Source organism: Nonomuraea endophytica (assembly GCF_014203235.1).
Taxonomy (GTDB): domain Bacteria; phylum Actinomycetota; class Actinomycetes; order Streptosporangiales; family Streptosporangiaceae; genus Nonomuraea; species Nonomuraea endophytica.
Genome location: NZ_JACHIN010000019.1, coordinates 119730 through 141777 on the forward strand (window position 1 = coordinate 119730; position 22048 = coordinate 141777).

General features: G+C 70.6%; 20 protein-coding genes and 1 pseudogene. 9 read left to right on the top strand and 12 right to left on the bottom strand.

Annotated features, from left to right (window positions below):
* Positions 1-100: 100 nt before the first annotated feature.
* The 3 genes and pseudogenes from HNR40_RS55655 to HNR40_RS46195 form a co-directional block, all read right to left on the bottom strand.
* A pseudogene (locus HNR40_RS55655) lies at positions 101-303 on the bottom strand (DNA-binding response regulator); the annotation flags it as partial.
* Between the two features lie 460 nt (positions 304-763).
* A complete protein-coding gene (locus tag HNR40_RS46190; protein WP_184973326.1) occupies positions 764-1591 on the bottom strand; it encodes a ChbG/HpnK family deacetylase in 828 nt (275 codons plus the stop codon).
* Positions 1592-1679: 88 nt separating this feature from the next.
* Positions 1680-3020, bottom strand: coding sequence for an MFS transporter (locus HNR40_RS46195; RefSeq protein WP_184973328.1), 1341 nt, complete (start codon positions 3018-3020; stop codon positions 1680-1682).
* 448 nt (positions 3021-3468) lie between these two features.
* Between HNR40_RS46195 and HNR40_RS46200 the strand changes: the two genes are divergently transcribed.
* From HNR40_RS46200 to HNR40_RS46215, 4 genes are all read left to right on the top strand, one after another.
* Positions 3469-4203: an FHA domain-containing protein gene (locus HNR40_RS46200; RefSeq protein WP_184973330.1), complete on the top strand. Its 735-nt coding sequence runs from the start codon at positions 3469-3471 to the stop codon at positions 4201-4203.
* On the top strand, positions 4200-5543 hold the full coding sequence (locus HNR40_RS46205) for a serine/threonine-protein kinase (protein ID WP_221341643.1): 1344 nt from the start codon (positions 4200-4202) through the stop codon (positions 5541-5543). The genes HNR40_RS46200 and HNR40_RS46205 overlap by 4 nt, the downstream gene beginning before the upstream one ends.
* A gap of 94 nt (positions 5544-5637) precedes the next feature.
* Entirely contained in the window at positions 5638-6474 is an 837-nt protein-coding gene (locus tag HNR40_RS46210) for a hypothetical protein (RefSeq protein ID WP_184973332.1), read from the top strand.
* Between the two features lie 9 nt (positions 6475-6483).
* Positions 6484-6891, top strand: coding sequence for a peptidase inhibitor family I36 protein (locus tag HNR40_RS46215; RefSeq protein WP_184973334.1), 408 nt, complete (start codon positions 6484-6486; stop codon positions 6889-6891).
* Positions 6892-6894: 3 nt separating this feature from the next.
* On the opposite strand, the gene HNR40_RS46220 is transcribed toward HNR40_RS46215, so the two are convergent.
* The gene (locus HNR40_RS46220; RefSeq protein WP_184973336.1) at positions 6895-7629 is read right to left on the bottom strand and encodes a DUF2071 domain-containing protein; all 735 of its coding nucleotides are present in this window, start codon (positions 7627-7629) and stop codon (positions 6895-6897) included.
* Between the two features lie 103 nt (positions 7630-7732).
* Between HNR40_RS46220 and HNR40_RS46225 the strand changes: the two genes are divergently transcribed.
* On the top strand, positions 7733-8281 hold the full coding sequence (locus HNR40_RS46225; RefSeq protein WP_221341644.1) for an RNA polymerase sigma factor: 549 nt from the start codon (positions 7733-7735) through the stop codon (positions 8279-8281).
* The gene (locus tag HNR40_RS46230; RefSeq protein WP_184973339.1) at positions 8278-8850 is read left to right on the top strand and encodes a hypothetical protein; all 573 of its coding nucleotides are present in this window, start codon (positions 8278-8280) and stop codon (positions 8848-8850) included. The genes HNR40_RS46225 and HNR40_RS46230 overlap by 4 nt, the downstream gene beginning before the upstream one ends.
* Positions 8851-8858: 8 nt before the next feature.
* On the opposite strand, the gene HNR40_RS57665 is transcribed toward HNR40_RS46230, so the two are convergent.
* On the bottom strand, positions 8859-9596 hold the full coding sequence (locus HNR40_RS57665; protein WP_184973341.1) for a GNAT family N-acetyltransferase: 738 nt from the start codon (positions 9594-9596) through the stop codon (positions 8859-8861).
* Between the two features lie 146 nt (positions 9597-9742).
* On the opposite strand from HNR40_RS57665, the gene HNR40_RS46240 reads away from it, so the two are divergent.
* Complete coding sequence (locus HNR40_RS46240; RefSeq protein WP_184973343.1) at positions 9743-11278, top strand: serine/threonine-protein kinase; 1536 nt, start codon at positions 9743-9745, stop codon at positions 11276-11278.
* On the opposite strand, the gene HNR40_RS53995 is transcribed toward HNR40_RS46240, so the two are convergent.
* The 5 genes from HNR40_RS53995 to HNR40_RS46265 all read right to left on the bottom strand — a co-directional run bounded on the left by HNR40_RS53995 (position 11217) and on the right by HNR40_RS46265 (position 16407).
* Positions 11217-12785: a serine/threonine-protein kinase gene (locus tag HNR40_RS53995; protein WP_312896783.1), complete on the bottom strand. Its 1569-nt coding sequence runs from the start codon at positions 12783-12785 to the stop codon at positions 11217-11219. The two genes, HNR40_RS46240 and HNR40_RS53995, sit on opposite strands and share 62 nt — an antisense overlap.
* A gap of 10 nt (positions 12786-12795) precedes the next feature.
* Positions 12796-13476 carry a GNAT family N-acetyltransferase gene (locus tag HNR40_RS46250; RefSeq protein WP_184973345.1) on the bottom strand — a complete coding sequence of 227 codons (681 nt, stop codon included), beginning with the start codon at positions 13474-13476 and terminating at the stop codon, positions 12796-12798.
* A gap of 21 nt (positions 13477-13497) precedes the next feature.
* Entirely contained in the window at positions 13498-13905 is a 408-nt protein-coding gene (locus tag HNR40_RS46255) for a hypothetical protein (RefSeq protein ID WP_184973347.1), read from the bottom strand.
* A 153-nt stretch (positions 13906-14058) separates the two neighbouring features.
* Complete coding sequence (locus HNR40_RS46260; RefSeq protein ID WP_184973349.1) at positions 14059-14880, bottom strand: hypothetical protein; 822 nt, start codon at positions 14878-14880, stop codon at positions 14059-14061.
* Between the two features lie 252 nt (positions 14881-15132).
* Positions 15133-16407: an esterase-like activity of phytase family protein gene (locus HNR40_RS46265; protein ID WP_184973351.1), complete on the bottom strand. Its 1275-nt coding sequence runs from the start codon at positions 16405-16407 to the stop codon at positions 15133-15135.
* Between the two features lie 191 nt (positions 16408-16598).
* Here HNR40_RS46265 and HNR40_RS46270 point away from each other — a divergent pair, with 191 nt between their 5' ends.
* Complete coding sequence (locus HNR40_RS46270; RefSeq protein ID WP_184973353.1) at positions 16599-17309, top strand: sulfotransferase family protein; 711 nt, start codon at positions 16599-16601, stop codon at positions 17307-17309.
* A 117-nt stretch (positions 17310-17426) separates the two neighbouring features.
* On the opposite strand, the gene HNR40_RS46275 is transcribed toward HNR40_RS46270, so the two are convergent.
* Positions 17427-18167 carry an alpha/beta fold hydrolase gene (locus tag HNR40_RS46275; protein WP_184973355.1) on the bottom strand — a complete coding sequence of 247 codons (741 nt, stop codon included), beginning with the start codon at positions 18165-18167 and terminating at the stop codon, positions 17427-17429.
* A 147-nt stretch (positions 18168-18314) separates the two neighbouring features.
* Between HNR40_RS46275 and HNR40_RS46280 the strand changes: the two genes are divergently transcribed.
* Entirely contained in the window at positions 18315-20258 is a 1944-nt protein-coding gene (locus tag HNR40_RS46280; protein ID WP_184973358.1) for a glycoside hydrolase family 71 protein, read from the top strand.
* 219 nt (positions 20259-20477) lie between these two features.
* Here the strand turns inward: HNR40_RS46280 and HNR40_RS46285 are convergent, their stop codons facing one another.
* Positions 20478-21986, bottom strand: coding sequence for an MFS transporter (locus tag HNR40_RS46285; RefSeq protein ID WP_184973360.1), 1509 nt, complete (start codon positions 21984-21986; stop codon positions 20478-20480).
* Positions 21987-22048 lie beyond the last annotated feature (62 nt).

Below are 22048 nucleotides of genomic sequence, written 5' to 3' on the forward strand. Positions count from 1 at the left end.
TTGTTCACCCCAGTGGAGATCCAGGCCAAGGCCCACGACCTCATCGACGCCGGGCGGTGATCGGATTCCACACGGCTGGGGCCTCCTGCAATCCGCGGGACCTGGTCAGGTCACGTCGCGGCGCATGGGGGTCCATGGCGGTGCCGTCGGCCGCGACACGGGCAGGGCATCGATGAACTCGGCCACCCGGCCGATCCGGTCCTTCAGGAGGTAGCCGATGCCGCCGCGGCCGTCAGACAGGAGCTCGCCGGCGTACTCGCGCTCGACGTACTGCGACAGCTGCGCCAGCGCTTCGCCCGTTCGCCGGCGTCATCCGAAAGGGTGGTCGTCCCGGGGCAATGCATGCCGTGTCTGGCAGCCAGGACGGGATACGGCAGGTTTGCGCCAACGCCATGTCCCTGATCACTCGAAATCGACGCTGAAGACGATGAACACGCACAGGAGTACCGCTAGGCCAAGGACAGCGAAGATCGCCAGCATGACGGCGGTGACCACCAATCTGTCCTTCCACGGCCTCGATGTCACCGCCAGATGATCCCATGAGACGAGTTCGTCTGGATGCTCACACCGTGCGTGGCGTCCCTCACCGGCCCGCAATCACGAACCCGGTGAACCTTTCCGGTCACGGCGCTAGGCAGTCGAGGAGGTAGAGGGTCCGCATGATGCGATGGAGACGAGGAAAGCGGCGGACGCTGGAGTTGAATCCGCGTCGGTCCTCGCTATGCGCGGGAGCTCACGTAACGAATCACCCCACGACGCAGCCTCACCACCAGCCCCCAACCACCTCGACCCCTTCGCTCTCAAGGGCCTTGTGCCAAGCGGCATCACGCAGCAGCCGCGTCTCCCAAGCACGCAGCACACCGTCCGGCCCACTAACAGCGTCCTCATGGGACGGATGCAGGAACAACTCGCTGGTCCCCTCAGGAAGGTCGGCGAGCCGGCGGAGATAGCCGTCCCGCAGTCGCTTATAGGAACCGAGCTCATGCAAGGTCTGCCGGTTGGTGGCGATCGTCTGCGGGATGGCCACGCCCAGCGTGTCGGCGAGGGCGACGGCGTTCTCGTGCGCCGCCGCCAGTTCCGGCGGGAGCGGTCCGCCGAAGTACGGCCCGGCGTCGCGGGGCAGCCGGAAGGCCAGGCCGTGGTGCGCGCACCACTCCAGCGCCGGGGCCAGCCATGATCGGCCGTGCAGGCCGTACAAGGTGCCGGAGTGGGAGTCGGCGGCTACGGGCGTGAGGTCGCGGTCGTGCATCCAGCGCAACTGGGCGTCCGCTTCCCGGATGACGTCCTCGGTCTCGCCGCGGGCTCCGAGAGTGAAGGGGTCGTCGGTGAGGGTTCCGTCGGGGTCGGTGAGGCTGGCGGCGCCGTTGAGGGGGCGCCAGCGGGGGAGGCCGTGCTCGCTGGTGAGTGTGACGTGCAGGCGGGGGACGACGCCGAGGGCGCGGATCTGGTCGGCGGCTTGCTTGGCGACGGGTGTGACGGGGATGAGGGTTGTCGCGCTGACGTGGCCCTCGGCGAGCAGGGCGAGGATGACCTCGGTCGTTCCGGCCTCGCGGCCCAGGTCGTCGGCGGTGATGACGACGCGACGGGTCATCGGGTTTCCTTCACGTGGGGTTCGGGTGGAGGACGCGACGGGTCATCGGGGTTTCTTCACGCGGGGCTCGGGTGGATGACGCTGCGGGTCATCGGGTTTCCTTCACCTCGGGTTCGGGTGCGGGTTCGAGGGGAATGGAGATGAAACGGGCGGCGACCGCGCCGATCGTCGTCAGGACGAACGGGTAGACGCATAAGTAGACGCGGAACGCGAATCCCGGGTCCGTGCCGGGGTCGTCGCCGGAGTTGTAGCCGAAGAACACGCCGAGCGAGGTCAGGGCGAGGCCTGTCACGATGCCGTTGAGGCGGCCGAAGAAGCCGAACGCGGACAGGAAGAGGCCCTCGCGGTGCTCCCCGTTGTGGGCGGCGTCGGCGTCGAGCACGCGGGCGACGATGAGGTCGTTCGTCGCGAGCATTCCCGACCATCCGGCGCCGACGAGCGCGCCCGCGGCGACGGCCGTGATGAGGTCGGTGGCGAAGAACAGGGCGGCGAAGCTGATCGCGAGGATCGCGAAGGAGAGGCGCCAGGTCCACAGGGCGCCGCGGCGCGCTACGACGCGGGTCCAGACGACGAGGCCGAGTGCGGAGATGAGGATGACGATGCCCTGGAGGTAGAGGGCGTTGGCGACGGGGAGGCCGAGCGAGTAGCGGACGTAGAGCTGGATTCCGGCCAGGACGAGCGCCATGGCCACGCCGTAGCAGGCGCCGGTGAGGCCGACCTTCCAGAAGACCGGGTTGCGGATGATCGACCACAGGCTGGGCAGCAGCCTCTCCCGGGTGGAGTAGCGAGGGTTCTCGCGGGCGCTGAGCGCCATGAACACGATCACGACGACGGCGATGGCGCCGTAGATGATCGCGGTGATCTGGAAGCCTTCGGTGGACTCCTCGGTGCCGAACACCTGCGTCGTGAGCAACGGGGTGACCGCGAGCGAGATCACCAGTGCCACGAGCTGGAAGCCCTGGCGCAGGCTGTTGGCGACGGCCCGGTCGCGTTCGCGCGGGTAGAGCTCGGGGAGCAGGGCGCCGTAGTTGGCGTTGAGCATCGAGTCGAACGCCTCGCACAGGATCGCGAACACCGCGAACCACAGCACGAGGCCGAAACCCTCCAGCGAGGTCGGTGCGGAGAAGAACGCGATCATGCAGGCCGCGAGCAGCGGCGCGCCGACCACCAGCCAGGGCCGACGGCGGCCGAACCGGCTTCTGGTGCGGTCGGAGAGGTGGCCGAGCAGCGGGTTGTCGAGCGCGTCGATGACCGCGTAGATGACCATGACCACGCCGTACGCGCGCACGTCGAGCCCGAGGATGTCGACATAGAAGAAGATCATCGATCCCTTGATCATGTTGATCGGGATCGAGGTGCCGAACATTCCGATGGCGTAGCGCCAGGCGGGAGTCCGCTCCGGGGTGGGGGCCGTACCGGGCTCGGACACGCGATCATCCCCTTGTCCATGCCGACGGTCGGCGGAGAACACTGATTTTGTCCCACGGGGACAGGAGGGGAAAGGGGCCGAAATGGGGAGTTCGGCGGTGGTGTGCGGCGAGGGGCCTGACCTGGGGCGAGGACGGACTTCTGTCGCGCTCGCTGAAGGACGGGCGCATCGGGCTGCGGAATCGCGACGCCGTCTGGTTCCGCGACATCCGCATGGCTGAAGCATGACCCGCCCGGGTCGGCGGGCTTTGGGCCGAACGGTGGCGCGTTCGATCTCCGCGGCTATTCTGAAGCGGACCAGCCCTGAGTGAAGGAGCCCTTGCTCGTGAGCGGGCAGCCCTTCGCGCGACTGGCCGGCCACCGAGCCGTCGCCCGTGAGCAGCACCTGGCCGAGGCGCCGCGCCCGTAGGTGATCAGGGCATGCACGGCACACGGGGAAGGGGCTGTGGATGTTCAGCATCATCGTCGTGCCCGCGGGCTGTGCGGGGCCGGATGGGCACATCAGGCTGGCGCAGGGAGAGAGGCTGGTCTTCGGGCGGGCTCCGGCGGGGGCCGGCGCCCAGCTGATGATCGCTCATGGCGGGGTGTCCCGGGTCGCCGGAGAGGTCACGGCGACCGGCACGTTCTGGACGCTGAGCAATCTGAGCCGTCGCCAGACGTACGTGGTGGAGAACCCGGAGGGCGCGGGCGAGCACATCAAGATCGCGCCCGGACGGGTGGAGGCGCCGGTGCCGTTCGAGTTCTCCAGGGTGGTGCTGCCCGCAGGGGAGGAACTGGTCGGGTTCGACGTGTGGGCGCCGCGGCACGACTACCGCACCGTGGACGATCGTGAGCTGGCGGGTGCGCTGACCGCGCCGGCGTTCCCGCTGGACCGTGGCACGCGGTACTTCCTGGTTCTGGTGGCGCTGGGTGAGTCGCGGCTGCGGGGCGAACTGCACACGCCGCCGCCGACCGTGGAGCAGCTGGTGCAGCGCTTACGGCCCATATGGCCGGATGTGTCACGGACGTCCGTGCAGTGGAACATCGACTACCTGGCCGTCAAGTTACGGCTGAAACCGGCGCCGGAGACCGCGTACCGCGGCTCACGGGTGAACAGCAAGAAGGCGAGCCTCGTCTCGCTGGCCCTGCGGTTCGACCTGGTCAATGAGGACGACCTGGCGCTGCTGGACGGGGGCGCGTCGTGATCGGGCGGTCGGACGGGCTCTTCGCCGTCTCGGTCCCTTCCGGCTATCGGGTGGGCGACTGGGAGGTACGCCGGCCGCTGGCCACCGGCGCGTTCAGCAGCGTGTATCTCGCGCACCGGGTGGGAGCGTCGGACGACCTGCCCGCGGAGGCGGCGCTGAAGTTCCTGCCCACCGGCACGGGCACGCCACGCCAGCTGCGCCACTACCAGGACCTGGTACGCCGCGAGGTGGAGCTCCACCGCTCCGTCCACCGCCCGCGCCTGATCAGGATGTTCCAGACCCTGGTCGTCGACGACGCCGGACAGCCGGAGCTCGACGGCGCCACCGTCCTCGTACTGGAACGCGCGGAGAGTTCGCTGGACGCGCTGATCTCCGTCGTCTCGCTCGTCGCGCCCGCACCGGTGCCGGGCGCGCCGCTGGTGCTCGCGCAGGTCTGCGAGGGCCTGGCCGACCTGCACGCCGCCGGGTGGGTGCACGGCGATCTCAAGCCGGGCAACGTGCTGCTCATGGCCGACGGTTCGGTACGGCTCGGCGACTTCAACCTGGCCGCCGAGATGGAGGGCACACACGCGTACGCGCCCGCGTTCTCCACCCCTGACTACACCGCGCCGGAGCTGCTCTGGTCCGAGATCGGCGAGCGGGGCCAGGTCATCCGGCCCAGCGCGGACGTCTGGGCGTTCGGGATCATGGCCCATCTCCTCCTGACCGGTGCACACCCGTTTCCCGGCGGTACGCCGACCGCTCGCCGGGACGCCGTGCAGGCCTACGGCCGGGGCGCCGAGCGGATGCGGCTGTCCCCGGATCTTCCCGAGCCCTGGCGGCAGATCGTGCGCGACTGCCTGGCGCGTACCCACGAGGAGCGCGCGGCGCACCCGAGCGCGGCCCTGCTGCCCCGCGTGGCGGCGGCTGCCGCCTCGACCAGCCCGCGGCGGCGCCGGCGTCCGCCGCTCCTGGCGATCACCGCCGCCGCGCTGGTCATCGGCGCGCTCGCGGGCTTCGGCGCCGGGGGTCTGCGGGAGCCGCCGGGGGCGACCGGGTATTACCGCTGTCCGGCGAACAGCGCGTGCTTCTTCTCGGAGAAGGACGGCAAGGGTGAGATGTGCAGCTGGACTGAGGCCAGTAAGGATTGGGCGGCCGGGCCGGGGCGTTGTGAATGGGCGCTGACCCAGCCGATCAGGTCGGTTTTCAACAACGCGAACGAGCTGGACCCTTACCACGCCCTGGCCTTTTTCATGGAGCGCGACCATCAGCGCCGTAAAGGCTGTACCTCTGTTCACGCGCAGGGCAATCTCGCCGGGACCTACATGGCGCGTTCTCACCAGTGGCTCGCCCGCTGCTGACCGTCCTCTGATGTGCGAGGTTCCCCGCGGGAGGTGATCCCCGCAGTATTTCGCTGTGCCGCAAAACGCGGCACCGCGAAACCAAAGGGGGAGCATGCCCAATCCCAGACAACTTCTGCCGGGGCTCACTCTGCTTCTGCCGCTCGCCGTCGCCCCGCCGGCGGCCGCCGCTCCCGACCCGCATGTGCGGGTCCTGCAGATGAATCTGTGCAACAGCGGCCATGCGGCGTGCTGGGCCGACAAACCGAAGGCGCCCAATCAGGACCCGGCGAAAGAGACGATCAACCAAGCGGTCATCAAGATCAATGACCTCGCGACCAAGCCGCACGCGATCACGCTCAACGAGATCTGCAGCGACGACCTGAACGGGCTCAAGGAGCGGATCGGCTTCCAGGGGGACTCCTTCTTCCAGGTCTACAAAGGAGACAAGCCTTATGAGTGCGGGGGCGGCCGCAACGGTGGCGGGATCTACGGCTCGGCCATTCTGACGCGGGAGCCGCTGCGCAAGCCGTACTCGACCTACCGGTTCGAGAAGCTGTTCGCCGCTCAATACACCGGCTCTGATGAGCAACGTGTCATGGGCTGCCGGAAAATGCCCTGGGGCACCGTGTGCACCGCGCACACCAATCAGCTGAAAAAGGGCGCCGAGTACATCCATCGGCTGAAGGTCACCGGCGAGCAATGTGTGGAGCTGATGACAGAGGCCGTCGCATTCGCCGACGGCGCCCCGCTCATTGTGGCCGGGGACCTCAACCTGGAGTGGAACGCCCTCGCGGAGCAGGAAAAGCTCAGGGAATGCGCGGTGGGACACACACGCAGGAGCGATGGCGGAAAACAGCACGTCATCACCACGAAAACCTTCGTCGAGACCGGGGTCTCCGACATGAGTGACTGGACAGATCACCCCACCTTCTGGGCGAAACTCAAATAAGGAGAGAACATGTCGCTGACCAAGGCCTCGATGATCGCAGGCGTCGCCGCGTTCCTGGTCTTCATTCCCGTCACCGCGCAGGCGGCCGCCACGGCGGCGCCCCCGAGCAACTGCAGGGACGAGGGGGTGGCCTGCTTCTACACCAAGAAAGACTTCAAGGGACAGATCTGCACCTGGGAATTCGCCGACCCTGACACTTTCAAAGGCGACATCGACTGCGACTGGATGAGGAACGGAACGGCTCCGAAATCGATCTACAACAACGGCACCAGCGCCGACGGATCGACCGGCATCGCCTATTACCGCAAGACGAACTACGGCGGTGGCCGGATCGGATGCACGAAGAACAAGTCGGGCGGCAACGTCAGCATGGGCGTGCCCCGCTCGGTGCAGTGGGTCTGGAACAAGTGCGGATGAGGTTCAAAGGCGGCGGGGCGGGGTGTGGATGTCGAACGGCAGGTGCCGCTGGGCCAGGACCGAGTGCGGCGGGGTGTCCGCGGTGATCAGCCCGAGGCGCTCGAACACGGGGAACCTGGCCGAGAGCGCCGTCAGGTATCGGGGGCGCATGACCGGGTGCCAGATGCTGTACACACCGACCCCGCCGTCCCGGCGCCGATACCAGCCGTCCATGGGGTGGGTCAGCCGTTCGAGCCAGTCCGGTTCGCCGGCGAAGCCGTCCAGGGAAGCGGGTGGTTCGGGCAGTTCCTCGGCCTCGCAGCTCGCGTCGCCGGCGTCGAGGCGCCAGTGGGCGGGGCTGGCGACCCAGTCGGCGCCGATGCGGATGCGGTCGCGGCGCCACGGCATGCCCCACACGTGCTGGGGGATCAGGACCACGGGGTGGTCGAGGCTGGTGCCGAAGAACCAGACGCCCGGCCGGCCGTTCGCGGTGACGTAGGCGCGGTAGTTGATCTGGCCGCAGTCGATGCCGACCTGCGGGAGGAACCGGAAGTGGAAGTCGCGGTCCCGGAACGCCACGGCCGAGACCAGGCTGCCGGGGCCGTCGGCGAAGTCCAGCGTCATCGGGGTGAAGCCGTTGGGCAGGTGGCGTGCCAGGGCGTCGGTGTCCACCCGGTAGCTGATGATGGCGAAGTCGTCCAGGTCGGTCTGCGCGTGGAACCAGCGGGGACGTGGCCGCGCTGTGCCGGCGAAGCTCATGAACCCGAACATTACGGAACCCGGGGCCCTCTGGCGGACAGTTATCAGTGTGGAGCCTTCGCTGCGCGCCCGTCTCCGGGCGGGTGATCATGACGCTTTCTCGGTGCTTTTCGATGAGTTCGCCCAGCAGGTCTACGCGCACGCGTACCGGCTGACCGGCGACTGGTCGACGGCCGAGGACGTGACGGCGGCGACGTTCGGGCAGGCGTGGCGCTCCCGCCACAAGATCGAGACGGACGGCGGGACGCTGCGCCCCTGGCTGCTGGGCATCGCGACCAACCTGGCGCGCGCCGCGCGGCGCGGTGAGCGCCGCCGGCGCGCGCTGGCCGACCGCCTGCCGCCCGGCGCGCTGGTGCCGGACTTCGCGGACCAGGTCGCCGACCGCGCCGCCGCCGCGGCCCAGATCCACGCGGTACGGCAGGCGTTCGACCGGCTCCGCCGCCCCGAGCAGGACGTGGTGGCGTTGTGTATCTGGGCCGGTCTGGACTACGAGCAGGCCGCCCAGGCGCTGGGCATCCCCGTCGGCACGGTCAAGTCCCGGCTGTCCCGGGCCCGCGCCCGCCTGGCCAGGGAACTGATCAAGCCCGAGCAGCAGGTAACAGATGACCGCGCGACCGGCGCGGCCGCGGCCGGACGGGAGGACGACAGGTGAACGACCACCACGAACTGACCCGCCTGCTGTCACCCGCGCCCCAGGCCAGCCTGGACCCCGGCCGTCTCCAGCTGCTCAAGGAGCGCGTCATGACCGACCTCGCCACCCCGCCCCGCCGCAGAACCCCGCTCGTCCTGGCCGCCGCGGCCCTGGGCCTGGCGGCCGCCACCGCGGCGGTCCTGCTCAACACCGGCCCGGCCTACGCGGTGACCGACAACCCCGACGGCACGATCACCGTCAAGATCTACCAGGCCGAGAACCCGAAGGGCCTGCAGGCCGAACTCCGGGCCCGCGGCCTCAACGCGGTCGTCGACTTCATCCCCGAGGGCAAGAGATGCTCACCCCAGCCCCGCTCGACAACCTGGGTGGAAGGGGTACGGCTGGCCGCCCCGCAGACCGGCGAGGAGGAGAGCGGCGGCGCGGGCTTCCGCCTCGACCCGTCCAAGGTGGGACCGGGCCAGACCGCCGTCCTGGAGTTCATGGTCCGCGGCTCGTTCATGAGCATGGAGGCGGGAATCAGCGACCGCGTCTCGGCCGGCCCGGTCACCGCATGCACCCTCGTCGGCTAGCTCCCGCGTCAGCGCAGCGAGGTGTGCAGCATCTCGCCGACCTTCCGGTAGCCCACTCGCGCGTACACCCGGCCGGCCGCGTCGTCGGCCGGGGTGAGGAACGCCGTCGGCGCGCCCGCCCTGGTCAGCAGGGCCGTGACGGCGCCGGCGATGCCACGGCGCCGGTGCGAGGTGGCCACCGCGATCCCGGCGACCTCGGCCACTCCCTCGTGGGGACCGCCGATCTGGCCGGCGCCGACGACCGTGCCGCTCGTGGTGTCGGTGGCGATCGCGACCAGGCCGCCCCGGCCGAGGATGCGCCGCATGCGGGCGACGTCGTTCTCGGTGGCGTCGGGGGCGTCGAAGGCGGTGTTCATGACCCGGGCGGCCTGCCAGAGGTCGTCGTCGGCGGTGACCAGCGCCACCTCTATCGTGGGGGCCACAGGGGCGTCCACCACGGAGTCGGGTGTGCACACCAGAAGGGGGTAGCGCCCCTCGGGCTCGAACCCGGCCGCCAGCACCGCGGCCTCCACCTTGGGCGCGGCCTGCGGCACGTACTCCAGCCGCGGCACGCGGGCGTGCTCGTGGAAGAGCTCGATCAGCGCGCCGACCTCGGCCGCGGTGGGCGCGACGTCGTCGTCGGGGATGGCGTAGTTGAACGGCAGCGCGTCGTCGTGCTCGTCGAAGCGCACCGTGAACGGCCCGGCCCGGCGAGCCCCGTCCCCGGCGGCCGACCTGAGATAGGCGTGGACGGCGGCGTCAAACACGTAGTTACCTCCCGGTGCGCGAACGACCGCCACAAGCTAGGACTCCAACCCCGCCTGAGGCAACCGAATTTCAGTCGCGTCCGGTCCACGCGGGGTGCCGAGGTACGCGGTGGCCGCAGCGGTGAGGTGGCACTAATGTCGTCTGCGTGTTGCCCCTCGCCGCCGCGGACCCCGGTCAGATCGACGTCTACTCGCTGAGCGGAGTGCTCGGCCGGGGTGGTCAGGGATCGGTGTACCTGGGGGAGGACGACGCCGGGGTCAAGGTAGCCGTGAAGGTGCTTCACTCCCAGGTGGCCGACGAGGACGCGCATCGCAGGTTCCTGCGGGAGGCGGAGGCGGCGCGGCGGGTGGCGCCGTTCTGTACCGCTCGGGTGCTGGATGTGGGGGTCTCTGACGGCCGGCCGTACATTGTGAGCGAGCACATCACGGGGCCGTCGCTGGAGCGGATGGTCAAGGGCGACGGCGCGCGGTTCGGGAGCGGGCTGGAACGGCTGGCCGTCGCCACTCTCACCGCGCTGGCCGCGATCCACCGGGCCGGGGTGGTGCACCGCGACTTCAAGCCGGGCAACGTGATCATGGGTGCCGAGGGGCCGGTGGTCATCGACTTCGGGATCGCGCGGGCGCTCGACCAGACGGCCACGAGCAGCGTGATGGGGACGCCGGCGTTCATGGCGCCGGAGCAGTTCGCGGGCGGGGTGTCCGGGCCTGCGGTCGACCTGTTCAGCTGGGCCAGCACGATGGTGTTCGCGGCCACGGGCGCGCAGGCGTTCAAGGGCGACACGATGCCGTCCCTCATGCACGCCATCCTGACCGCGGAACCTGATCTGTCCGGCGTTCCCCACGATCTCCGGCCGTTGCTGCAGGCGTGCCTGAACAAGGACCCGGCCCAGCGGCCCACCGCCGACGGACTGCTGGCCACGCTCACCGGGGCGCCCTCGGGACCGCAGGCCATGCCCACGGTGCCGATTTCCGGGCCTCAAGGGGCGCCTGTCCAGGGGACGATCCGGATGGAGGCCGGGCCGCCGCTACGGCGGCAGCCTCCGGCGCCTGTGGCCGGGGGCGGGCGCTCGGCGGCCGGCGTCGTTCACCGGATCGCCGCGGTGACCGCGCTGATCTGCGGCGCGGTGGTCGCGCTCAGCCTGTTCGGCCAGACCATCGAGACCGTGGCGAACTGGATCGACGACGACTACGAGACGTTCCTGGGCATGACCTCATGGCTCATGATCACCGTGGTGTCGCTGCTCCTCTACATCCCGGCCTACACCGTCGCGGCCTGGCGTCACAGCGTGGCCGCGGCGATCTGCATGGCGATGACAGTGCCACCGGCGCTGGTGTTCATCTTCTGGGGGCTCGCCCTGGGGGACAACGACCTGCCCGCCTTCCTGCTGGCGGTCGTGCCCGGGGTGCTGATCGGGCTGATGATCTCGGTGTCGGCGCTCCTGCTGTGGCGGTTCAGCCTGGTGGCCGCGCTGCTCGGTGTGGCCGCCGGCGGCCTGGTGGCCGTCGAGGCCCTCGGCTTCCTCGTCGTCCGCCTGCCCGGCTCGCTCCCGGACCTCTTCTACGACCTGGTTCAGCTGGAGTCGATGGCCACGAGCGTGACGCTGGGCGCATGGGCCCTGGTCACGCCCGCCCTGCTGGTGCTGCGGGCGGGAAGGGCCGCGGCGCCGAAGGTCGCCGCCTAGCCTTTACGGCCTGCGCCACCACCATCCCCGCCGCGGCCAGCACCCAGAGCCCGATGGCCAGCCGCCCGAGCGCCTCCGTGGTGTAGGCGCCGGTCCGCGGCCGGGCCAGCCGGAGTTCGGCCAGCACGCCGGTGAGGCCGCCGATCATCATGAGCGCGCTCCCGATGACGGCGGGCACCGCGACCAGCCGGCTCCATCGCCACTGCGGCAGCGCGGTGGCGAGCAGTACCAGCGCGGTCAGCACGGACGACAACGACACCAGCACCATCACGTCGAACCCCGCCATCTCCCTGAACGCCGCCCGCGTCGCCCCCGGCAGCGACGGCAGCGCGAAGACCACCGACAGCGGGATGTGCAGCAGCCCCACCAGCGCCGCCACCATGGACACGTGGTGCACCGCCACGCAGAGCAGGCACACCACGACCGAGAAGGCGATCGCCCTGGGCATGTCCAGCCGGTACGGCTCCGCCGACGCGCTGTAGTCCAGGGTGGCCAGGGCGAACAGCACGCTGTAGTAGAGCAGCGGCACGACGGCCACCAGCGCGAACACCGCCCCGGCCAGACTCGTCATCCCCGGCGCCTCGGCCACCGGAGCGGCGGCGTGACGCCGGGGATCGGCGACGGTGGGCCGGGCCGGGGGAGCCGGGGCAGTCGGCCGGCCCTGAGCCACCGGAACCGCGATGGTGGGATGGGACGGTGCCGGAGCGGCGTCGGCCGGGCGGGCCGGCTTGGGGAGCGCCGTCATCGTGCCCAGGGCGGTGGCCGCGGTGGGCCGCCGGGAGGGTTCCTTGGCCAGGCACGCCTGCAGCAACGGCCGGAGGTCGTGGGGGACGCCGGACAGGTCCGGTTCGGTGGTCAGGATCGCGTGCATCAGCGCGGGCATCGTCTCGCCACGGAACGGGTAGCGGCCGGTGGCCGCGTACACCATCGTGGCGGCCCAGCTGAACAGGTCGGCCGCCCCCGTGAGCCCGTGGCCGCCGAACTGCTCCGGCGCCATGAACGCGGGCGTGCCCATCACGCCGCTGGTGGCCGTCTGGTCGAGCGCCCTGGCGATGCCGAAGTCGATGACGACCGGCCCTTCCTGGCCCATGATCACGTTGCTGGGCTTGAAGTCGCGGTGCACGATCCCGGCGCGGTGGATGGCGTCCAGGGCGGTGAGGGTGGCCACGCCCAGCCGCTGGAGTCCGCCTCCGGTCCGGGGGCCGTCGCGGCGGACGAGGGCGTCGAGGGAGGGGCCGGGCACATACTCGCTGACGATGTACGGCCGCGCCGCCACACCGACGTCGAGGACCCGGGCCGTACAGAACGGCGCCACCCGCCGGGCCGCCTCGGCCTCGCGCCGGAAGCGCCGCCGGGCGTCGTCGTCGCGGGCGATCTGGCCGAGCAGCACCTTGATGGCCACGTGCGTGCCGTCGGGAGCGCGTCCCAGGTAGACGGTGCCCTGACCGCCTTCGCCGAGAACCTCGATCGCCGCATACTGCCCGAACTGTCCGAACGGTTCGCCCACCCGCATGACCTTAGAGCCCCTCGAACCGCCAGATCCACCCGATGTGCCGCAAGCCCAGGCGCTCGGCCACCCGCTGCGACGAACGGTTCTCGGCGGTGGTGCTGTAGAACAGGCGCGGGCAGTCGGCGGCCAGCAGGTCCGCCCAGACGGCGGTGGTGGCGGCGGCGTAGCCACGGCCGCGGAAGCCGGGCGCGGTCCAGGTGCCGGCTTCCGCCCCGGCGGCCGTCCGGTGCGGCGTGTGGCAGATGGAGACCACCTGCCCGGCCGAGACGACCATCGCCCACGGCGCTCCCTGCCCGCCGCCGACGAGGTCCGCCCATTCCTCCGGCTCCCAGTTGGCCGGGCGCAGGGCGCGGACGAGGGCGGCGTCGGCCGGGCGGTCGGAGCGGAGCACGTCCACGTGCACGCCGGCGCGTACGGGCGGGGAGACCAGGTAGCAGGGGCCGCCGGACACCCTCGCGCCGGGCGCGAGCGCGGGCGGGCGGCCGTGAGGCGGTGGCGGGCCGTCGGCGACCCTCTTCAGCAGCGGCTCCGCCACCTCGTCCGGCACGGTCTCGGCCACCGCCGCCGCCATCGTGCCGTCCGGCGTGACGGCGACGGCCAGGTCCTCGCCTCCGCCCCGGATGCGGTCCCGGTCGTCGATGTCCCAGCACACCCGCATCTCCTGGCGGAGCAGTTCCAGATCCTCCATGATCTTCGATGGTAGGGCGGTTCAGGCCCTGCGCAGACCGGCGTACTGCAGAGCGGTGAAACCAGCGACCGCGGCGGCCTGGGCGATCACCAGCGCGGTGCCGAGAGCGGTCAGCGGGAACCAGCCGGCGATCAGCGCTTCGACGCTGGCCAGCACCCAGAGGACGTTGACCGCCATCACGACCCCGACGGCGGCCTTGCTGATCACGGGCCGGGCGCCGAGGACGAGCAGGGCGGCGCCGAAGGCGGACAGGAAGACGCCGATCGGGTAGAGGAGCGCCGCGGGCAGGCCGAACATCCCGCCGAAGACGGCGGCGGCGCCCAGGTAGAGCAGGCCGTTGGCGCCGGTCCCGATCGCGTCGAGGCGGAGCGCGAAGCGCAGCAGCTTGGCGTCGGTGGTGGTGACGGCGGGGGCGGTGGTGGTGACCATGTCGCGGTCCTTTCGAGGTCGTGTTTCCTTCTGAGGAAGAAATTACGGACCAGGGCGGGGCCGGCGAATCTGTCATCGTGACGGTAGACGGCGACGGCCGCCCCGGAAGGGGCGGCCGCCGCACGGTTCAGCAGGTCACATCTGCTCCGCGGGTTACTTCTGCGGAGGCATGCTCGGCACCGAGACGGTCACACCGCCGACGGAGCCCCACACCGACCACGCCTGGATGACGAAGTCGCCGCCGACGCGCAGCGGGCCGAGCTCGCGGCGGCCGCTGGCGCGCAGCACGTCGCGGAAGAGCAGCCGGGTCTGGTCCTTGTTCCAGATCTCGAACCAGACGCCCGCCTCGCGCCCGGGGGTGCCGGTCTCGAAGTCGAAACCGGCCAGGTCGAGCTGGACCCACTGGTCGGCGGTGCCTGCGAAGGTGATCCGCTGCTCCTGGCCGATCCGCTTGAGGTGGACGAACTTGCCGGGGCCGTCGATGTTGACCCTGCCCAGATCGGTCACCGAGTTGAGCAGGACGCGGGCGGCCAGCAGGCCGTCGGCGGCGATCGGGGCGACCTCGACCTCGTAGGTGCCCGCGGTCGTCAGCGTGGGCACGGCCAGGCGGTAGATCGGCTGAACCTGCGGGTGGCCGCCCTGGTACTGGGCGACGACCTGGCCGGACGGGTCGCGGACGATCAGCTTGCTGTGGAAGCCGATCCGCTCGCCCGCGCTGCCGGGCAGGTAGATGCCGACGGTGAGGTTGTCACCGACCTGGCCGGTGAAGGTGAAGCAGTTGCCGACCCCGGGGGCGGGGCTGTTGACGTCGAGCTCGGCGCCGTCGACTGCCAGCGCACCCGAAGGCTGGCAGGCGACGGCCGCGCTTGGCGCGGCGGTGGGGGTCTCGGCGTGTGCCATGGTGCCGGAGCCCAGGATCGTCAGCGTCGCTGCGACGGCGGCGACTCCGGCACGACCGAGCCTTCTCGTGTGCATCAAGCGTCCTCCTGCGTGCTTTTCGTGGCCCACGGTGGTGCGGGCCACCGCTTCATGATCAAGATCAAGCTTGACTCACGATTCGCCAACAATCAAGAAACTTTCCTAAAGATTCTGGCGTCGCAGCGGGTAACGGCGGGTGATCCCGCAGCTTGGGGCAGGTTCGGGCGACAAGCTCAGGGCCGCGGAGTCCTGGTCGAAAAGCACGGGAACGGCACCGTCCCAAGGAACGGTGCCGTTTCGGCGGGGTGGTTAGTGGAGGGGGCGCGGGAGGCGGATGGTGATGAGGTGGCTCTTGACGCCGGAGTCGATCAGCCGGCCGTCCTCGCCGAACGTGCCGAGACCGAAGTCGTTGTCGTTGGCGATCACGAGGGTCCTGGGGTCGAGCAGGGTCACGCCCTCGATCTTGCCGGGCAGGCCGGGGATGGCAGCCAGGTCGACGGCGAGCTCCTTCTTGGCCGGCTTCACCGAGGCGGGCAGCGCCGACTCCAGCGACGGCCTCGTGGCCGGGTCGTCGTGCGGGCCGCCCGCGAGGTCGGTGGCGCGGCGCAGGTCCACGGTGTAGAGGCGGGCGACGGCGTCGGTACGCTCCTGCAGCAGCAGGCGCCCTGGCGACAGCACGGTGAGCGCGGAGATCTTCATGTCGCCCTGCTCGGCCTTGGGGTCGAAGGTGGCGACGTTCTCCATGGTGTGCGCCCACTCGCCGGTCGGCCGGCCGGTACGCAGGTCGACGCGCAGGACGCGGGCGGTGTGGGAGGCCTTGCCGGTCTTCTTGTCCGGGTTGGCCAGCGGGCTCTGCACGGCCACGTAGAGCGCGTTCTCACGGCGCGACACGTCGACGGCCTCGAAGCCGCGGTTCTGCTGCCGGGTGGCGAACACGGCGGGCAGCGTCTCCTTGACCGGGTACTTCGCGCCCTTCAGCCCGAGGCCCTTCGGCACGTAACGGGTCAGGATGCGTCCGTCCGAGCCGACGTGCACCAGCGAGGGAGCGTACTCGTCGACCAGCCAGAAGCCGCCGCGCCCGTCGGGCACGATGTCCTCGGTGTCCAGGCCGCCCGGGTCGTAGGCGAGTTCCTCCTGCCCGTCCCAGCCGTAGGGCACCTCGTCGTGGCCGGACTGGTTGGACAGGCCGGTGATCGGGGTGCCGTCGGCGTTCTTGATCGTGATCGTCCTGGTGATCGCGGCCTTGCCGTTCTTCACGGACACGCGCACGATGGCCGGCGCGAACTCGGGCACCGGGAACGTGCGCCGCTTCTCCCCGTTGACCTTCGGCTCGCCGTTGGGCCCGCGGTCGGTCACCATCCAGTAGTCGCCGCGCCGGCCGGCCGGGTAAAGGCCGCTGCCGATCCCGCCCAGCTTGACCCCGCGGTCGTCCTGGACGAGGCCCTTCTCGAAGTCGGCCAGGGCGGGGGCGGGCAGGACGACATCCGAGGTGATCTTGGGCCGCGGCGCCGCTTCGGCGGGGGCGGCCGCGACGGTGGTGAGGGCGGCCGCGGCAGCCAGCCCGGCGATCAATGAACGGGACACGACGCTTCCTAACGATCAAAAGTGTGGCAATGGCACACGGAAGCTAGCGATGCCCGGCGTCCAACCGCTGAAGCGCGGATGAACGACCGCTGACGCGCGCGAGAGCAACACCGGTCGATCACACGCGAACTCCTTCAATGTTGAACCGCTTTCCGTCCCCGCCCGTTGTGCACGATGAGAGGAGCGGTCTCATGGTCGAGGTCATCGGCGCGGGCATGGGGCGGACCGGCACCTACTCCCTGCGCCTGGCGCTGGAGACGCTCGGGTACCGGCCCTGCCACCACATGTCGTCCCTGGGCGAGCGCGAGGAACTGATCCCGAGGTGGGAGGCGGCCGTGCGGGGTGAGGCGGTCGACTGGCCGGACCTCCTGACCGGCTTCCGCGCCGCCTGCGACTGGCCGGCCTGCTCGTTCTGGCGGGAGCTCGCGGAGGCGTTCCCGAAGGCGAAGATCGTGCTGACCGTTCGCGACCCCGCCCGCTGGTACGCCAGCGCGCACCGCACCATCTACCACTTCATGGCCCGCAAGCCGGGGATGCGCGGCCTGGTCATGCGGCTGGAGGACACGTTCTACCCGTCGCTGGCCAGACGCCGCGCGCTGGCCCAGCGGCTGATCTGGCAGGACACCTTCGGCGGCCGGTTCGGCGAGCCGGAGCACGCCATGGAGGTGTTCCGCCGGCACAACGACGCGGTTCTGGCCGAGGTGCCCGCCGACCGGCTGCTGGTCTTCGACGTGCGCGAGGGCTGGGCGCCGCTCTGCGACTTCCTGGGTACGGCGGTGCCCACCCTCCCGTTCCCGCACGTCAACCAGGCCGAGTCGTTCATCAGGACAGCCGCCCTACGCCGCCGCAAGGTCCTGACCCTGCGCAGGGTCGCACCGGAGGACGGCTCGGCGATCAGGTGAGGAAACGCCGCCGCGCGGGGGTGAAGCGGCGATCGGGTGAGGAGGGCTGGCGTGCGGTCGGCGATGCGGCGACCGGGTGAGGAAGCGTCGGCGCGCGGGGGGTGGGGTGAAGTGGCGTCAGGTGAGGAAGGTCAGGGCGTCGAGGGCGAAGCGGCGGTCGGTGAAGGTGGCGCTGTGGCTTTTGCCTGGGTAGACGATGAGGCGGGCGCCGGGGATGCCCTCCGCAGTCCGCCTGGCGAGTTCCAGCGGGTAGACCACGTCGTTCTCGCCGTGGATGAGCAGGGTGGGCGCCTTGATGTCGGCCAGCCGACCCAGCAGGTCGAAGCCGTCCTCGGCGTTGAGCATGGTGGCGGCGTCGGAGTGGTCGGCCGAGCCGTCGGACAGCCACAGGAGGCCGGACAGGAGCCGGCGGGCGAGCGGTGACGGGGTGACGAGTTCGGCCAGGGCCGGGCTGGGGCGTCTGCCCTGGCGGGCCCGGTCGACGTAGGCCCGCTGGGTGCGCTTGCCGATCGGGCCCAGCCTGCCTGCCGTACCTGCGAGGACGAGGCGTTCGACCAGGTCGGGGCGGTCGGCGGCGAGTTGTTGCGCGACCGATCCGCCCGTGGAGACGCCGAGCACCCGGGCGGGGCCGTCGAAGCCGCCGGCGTAGACGGCGGCGAGTTCGGCCATGGTCGTGTCGGGGGCCAGCCCCGGCGGGCGGTTGAGCAGGTGGACGGTGAAGCGCTCGGTGAACGGCTTGAGCATCCGCATCGCCGACCAGCGGGCGAGCCCGGTGGGGTTGGCGGCCTGAGGCGTGAACAGCAGCACGACCAGGGGCGGGCCCTGGCCCACGGTGATGCGCGGCAGGTCGGCCCTCATCGTGGTTCCCTCCGTATGAACGATCTGGTTTTTTGTTCATAGTAACGCGCGGAGAAACGGATGACCGGATGTTGATATTTCGGGTCATTTCATGGCAAGGCGGGCAATATGATCACGCGCAGCAAAACCCCACACCCCGGAGATCACATGCTGCGCAAGCCCTGGTTATCCGCTGTCATGGCGATGGCCGTCGCGATCATGAGTGCTCCGGCGGCCCCCGCACAGGCCGCCGCCGAGCCCAAGACCGTGACCGTGCAGGCCTCCGCCGACACCTACGTCAGCGAGACCAGTCCCACGGCGGACCACGCGGACTTCACCTGGATGTCGGCCTTCAACGGAGCCGGCAACGAGCGCTTCGGCCTGGTGCGCTTCAACGTCACCGGCGTACCGGAAGGCGCCGAGGTCAAGGCGACGCTGGAGATCCACTCCGTGCGCACCACCGACACCGCGCTGGCCGTGCGCAAGACCACGTCCGCATGGGACGAGCACGTTCTGTACACCAACCGGCCCACGCTCGGCGCCACCGTCGGCGCCAAGACCGGTTTCACCGCCGGCCAGCAGGCCAAGATCGACCTGTCCGGCGCGGTGACCGGCGACGGCACGTACGCCTTCGCGCTGACCAGCACCGGCGGCGTCCAGGGCGTCTTCCACTCCTCGCGCGCCACCGCCACCGGCGCCGTCCCGCCGCGCCTGGTCATCACCTACTCCGCGGCCGAGAAGCCGCCGGTGCCCGCCGGACCGCTGCCGTTCGACCTGCCGTCGATCAGCACGCTGCGGGCCTCGGAGAAGAAGGTGTTCGCGCACTACTTCACGCCGTACCCGATCTCGCTGGACAACAAGGCGGGCGCCGAGGACTACTACGCCCGCAACTACCTCAACCCGGCCGGCGAGAGCGGCAAGCACGCCGCGTACGGCGGGCTCCTGCGCGACCGCCCCCTGCCCAGAGCGCCCAAGACCGGCGACTGGCAGCTGGCCGACATGGAGAGCGAGATCCGCCTGGCCAGAACGGCCGGGCTCGACGGCTTCACCGTCGACATCCTCTCGCTGACCAGCCAGCACTGGACCCGGCTCAAGCTGCTCGTCCAGGCCGCCAAGAACGTCGACCCCGGCTTCAAGATCGTCCTGATGCCGGACATGAACGGGCTCAAGGGCGTCACCCCCACCCAGCTCGCCGCGTCCATGGCCGAACTCGCCCAGAACTCCACCGTCTACCGACTGGCCGACAAGCGCCTGGTCGTCTCGCCGTTCAAGGCGGAGAACCAGCCGGTCTCGTGGTGGAAGGAGTTCATGGACGTCATGCAGTCCAAGCACGGCGTCAAGGTGGCGTTCGTGCCCGTCTTCCTGAACTTCTCCACCCACGCCAAGGCGTACGCGCCCATCAGCTACGGCTTCTCCAACTGGGGCAACCGCAGCCCCGCGCAGCAGGCGGGCATCGCCTCCAACATCAACCTCGCCCACGACCTGGGCAAGATCTGGATGCAGCCGGTCTCCGTCCAGGACGAGCGGCCCAACCAGGGCGTCTACGACGAGGCCAACAACACCGAGAACCTCCGCCTGACCTGGGACAAGTCCATCACCGGCGGGGCCGACTGGGTGCAGCTCACCACCTGGAACGACTTCTCCGAAGGCACCCAGTTCACGCCGTCCACGCACAACGGCGGCGCGTACCTGGACCTCACGTCCTACTACCTGACCAAGTTCAAGACCGGCAAGACGCCGCCGATCGTGCGTGACACCGTCTACCTCACGCACCGCCTGCAGAAGGCGGCGCAGCGGCCGTCGGGCGGCGCGCAGACCAAGTTCATGGTCCCGAGGGGCGGCACCAGCACCCCGCGCGACACCGTCGAGGTCCTCGCCTTCCTGACCGGGGCCGCGACCGTCCAGGCCGCCATCGGCGGGACGGCCAAGAAGGCCGACGTCGCCGCCGGGATCACCGCCACAACCTTCCCGCTGGTGTACGGCAAGCACAGCGCCTCGATCGTGCGGGCAGGGAAGACCACCGCCAAGGTCGTCTCCCCGTTCGAGGTCAAGGCCAGTCTGCCCAACCAGGACCTGCAGTACGTGGCCGCCACCAGCGGCCGCCAGTCCTGACCGACACCTGAAAGGCCCGGACCACCAAGCGGCGGTCCGGGCCTGTCGCGGTACGTGCACAACCGGCCAGTACGCGCACAACCGGCCGGCAGGTGCACGCGCCCCGGTACGCGCACGCGCCCCGGTCTGCGCACGCGCCCCGGTCTGCGCACGCGCCCCGGTCTGCGCACGCGCCCCGGTCTGCGCACGCGCCCCGGTCTGCGCACGCGCACCGGTGTGTCACGGGCGGCGCTGGGTGATCACCGCGAGCACCGCCGCCCCCGCCATGAGCACCGCGCCGGCCGCCGCGACCGTGGTGAGCCCGCCGATGAACGCCTCCTTCGCCGCCCCCAGCACCTGCCCGGCCAGCGGCGCCCCCAGCCCGTCGGCCGTCGCGACCGCGGTGGCCAGGCTCTCGCGCACCCCATCGGCCGCCGCCGCGGGCACGTCGTCCAGGGCGGACGATCCGGTCATGGCGCCCCGGTAGGCCGCGGTCCCGACACTGCCCAGGATGGCGATGCCCAGCGCGAGGCCGAGTTCGCCGCTGGTCTCGCCGAGCGCCGAGGCCGCCCCCGCCTTCTCCGGCGGCGCCGCCCCCACGACCAGGTCGGTGCTGAGCGCGGTCACCGGCCCCGAGCCCGCGTAGAGCAGGAAGAAGGCGGCCAGCAGCAACAGCGGCGTCGCCGCCGTCACCTGCGTCATCAGCGCGAACCCCACCGCCGACAGCACGAGCGACCCGGCCAGCACGTGCCCGGCCGGAATCCGCCTGGCCAGCAGCGGCGCGGCCATGGAGGTCACGATCAGCCCGATCGCCGGAGCCAGCAGCCACAGGCCCGCCCGCATGGGCGGCAGTCCGGCGACCAGCTGCAGGTACTGCGTGACGAACAGGTAGACGGCGCCCAGCGTGGACATGCTGATCAGCATGATGAGCAGGGCGCCGCGGAAGGCCCGGTTGCCGAACAACTTCAGGTCGAGCAGGGGCTCGGCCAGCCGCCGCTGCCTGCGCACGAAGGCCGCTCCCGCCGCGAGCCCGGCCGCCAGGGCGATCAGGGGGAGGGGACGCGGGCCGTACACGGGAAGCTCCTTGATCGCGAAGGTGATCGGGAGCAGGGTCGCCAGCGACAGCAGGACGCTCGGCAGGTCCAGCCGGCCGGCGCCGGGGTCGCGGAACTCCGGCAGCAGGAACGGCGCCGCCGCCAGCAGTATCACCATGACCGGGACGCCCAGCAGGAACACCGACCCCCACCAGAAGTTCTCCAGCAGCAGCCCGCCCACGACCGGCCCGAGCGCGATGCCGACGGAGAACATCGTCGCCCACACCCCGATCGCCAGCCCGCGCTGGCGCGGATCGCGGAACATGTTGCTGATCAAGGACAGGGTGGACGGCATGATCGTGGCACCGGCCACGCCCAGCAGCGTGCGGGCGGCGATCAGCATCTCGGCGCTGGTGGAGTAGGCGGCCAGCACCGACGCGGCCCCGAACGCCGCCGCGCCCGCCAGCAGCAGCCGGCGGCGTCCGATGCGGTCGCCGAGCGTGCCCATCGTCACCAGGAACCCGGCGATCATGAACCCGTAGATGTCGATGATCCACAACGTCTGCGTGCTGGACGGTTTCAGGTCCGCGCTCAGGTGCGGAACCGCCAGGTGCAGCACCGTGACGTCCAAGGACAGCAACAACGTGGGCAGGGCCAGGACGGCCAGGCCGATCCACTCCTTGGGACCGGCCATGCGCTCAATGTCGGTTCTCATGCGGTCAGGGTGGCCCCGGGCGCTGACGGTCGGCTGAGGGCGGTCTGAGGGTAGGTTGGGAG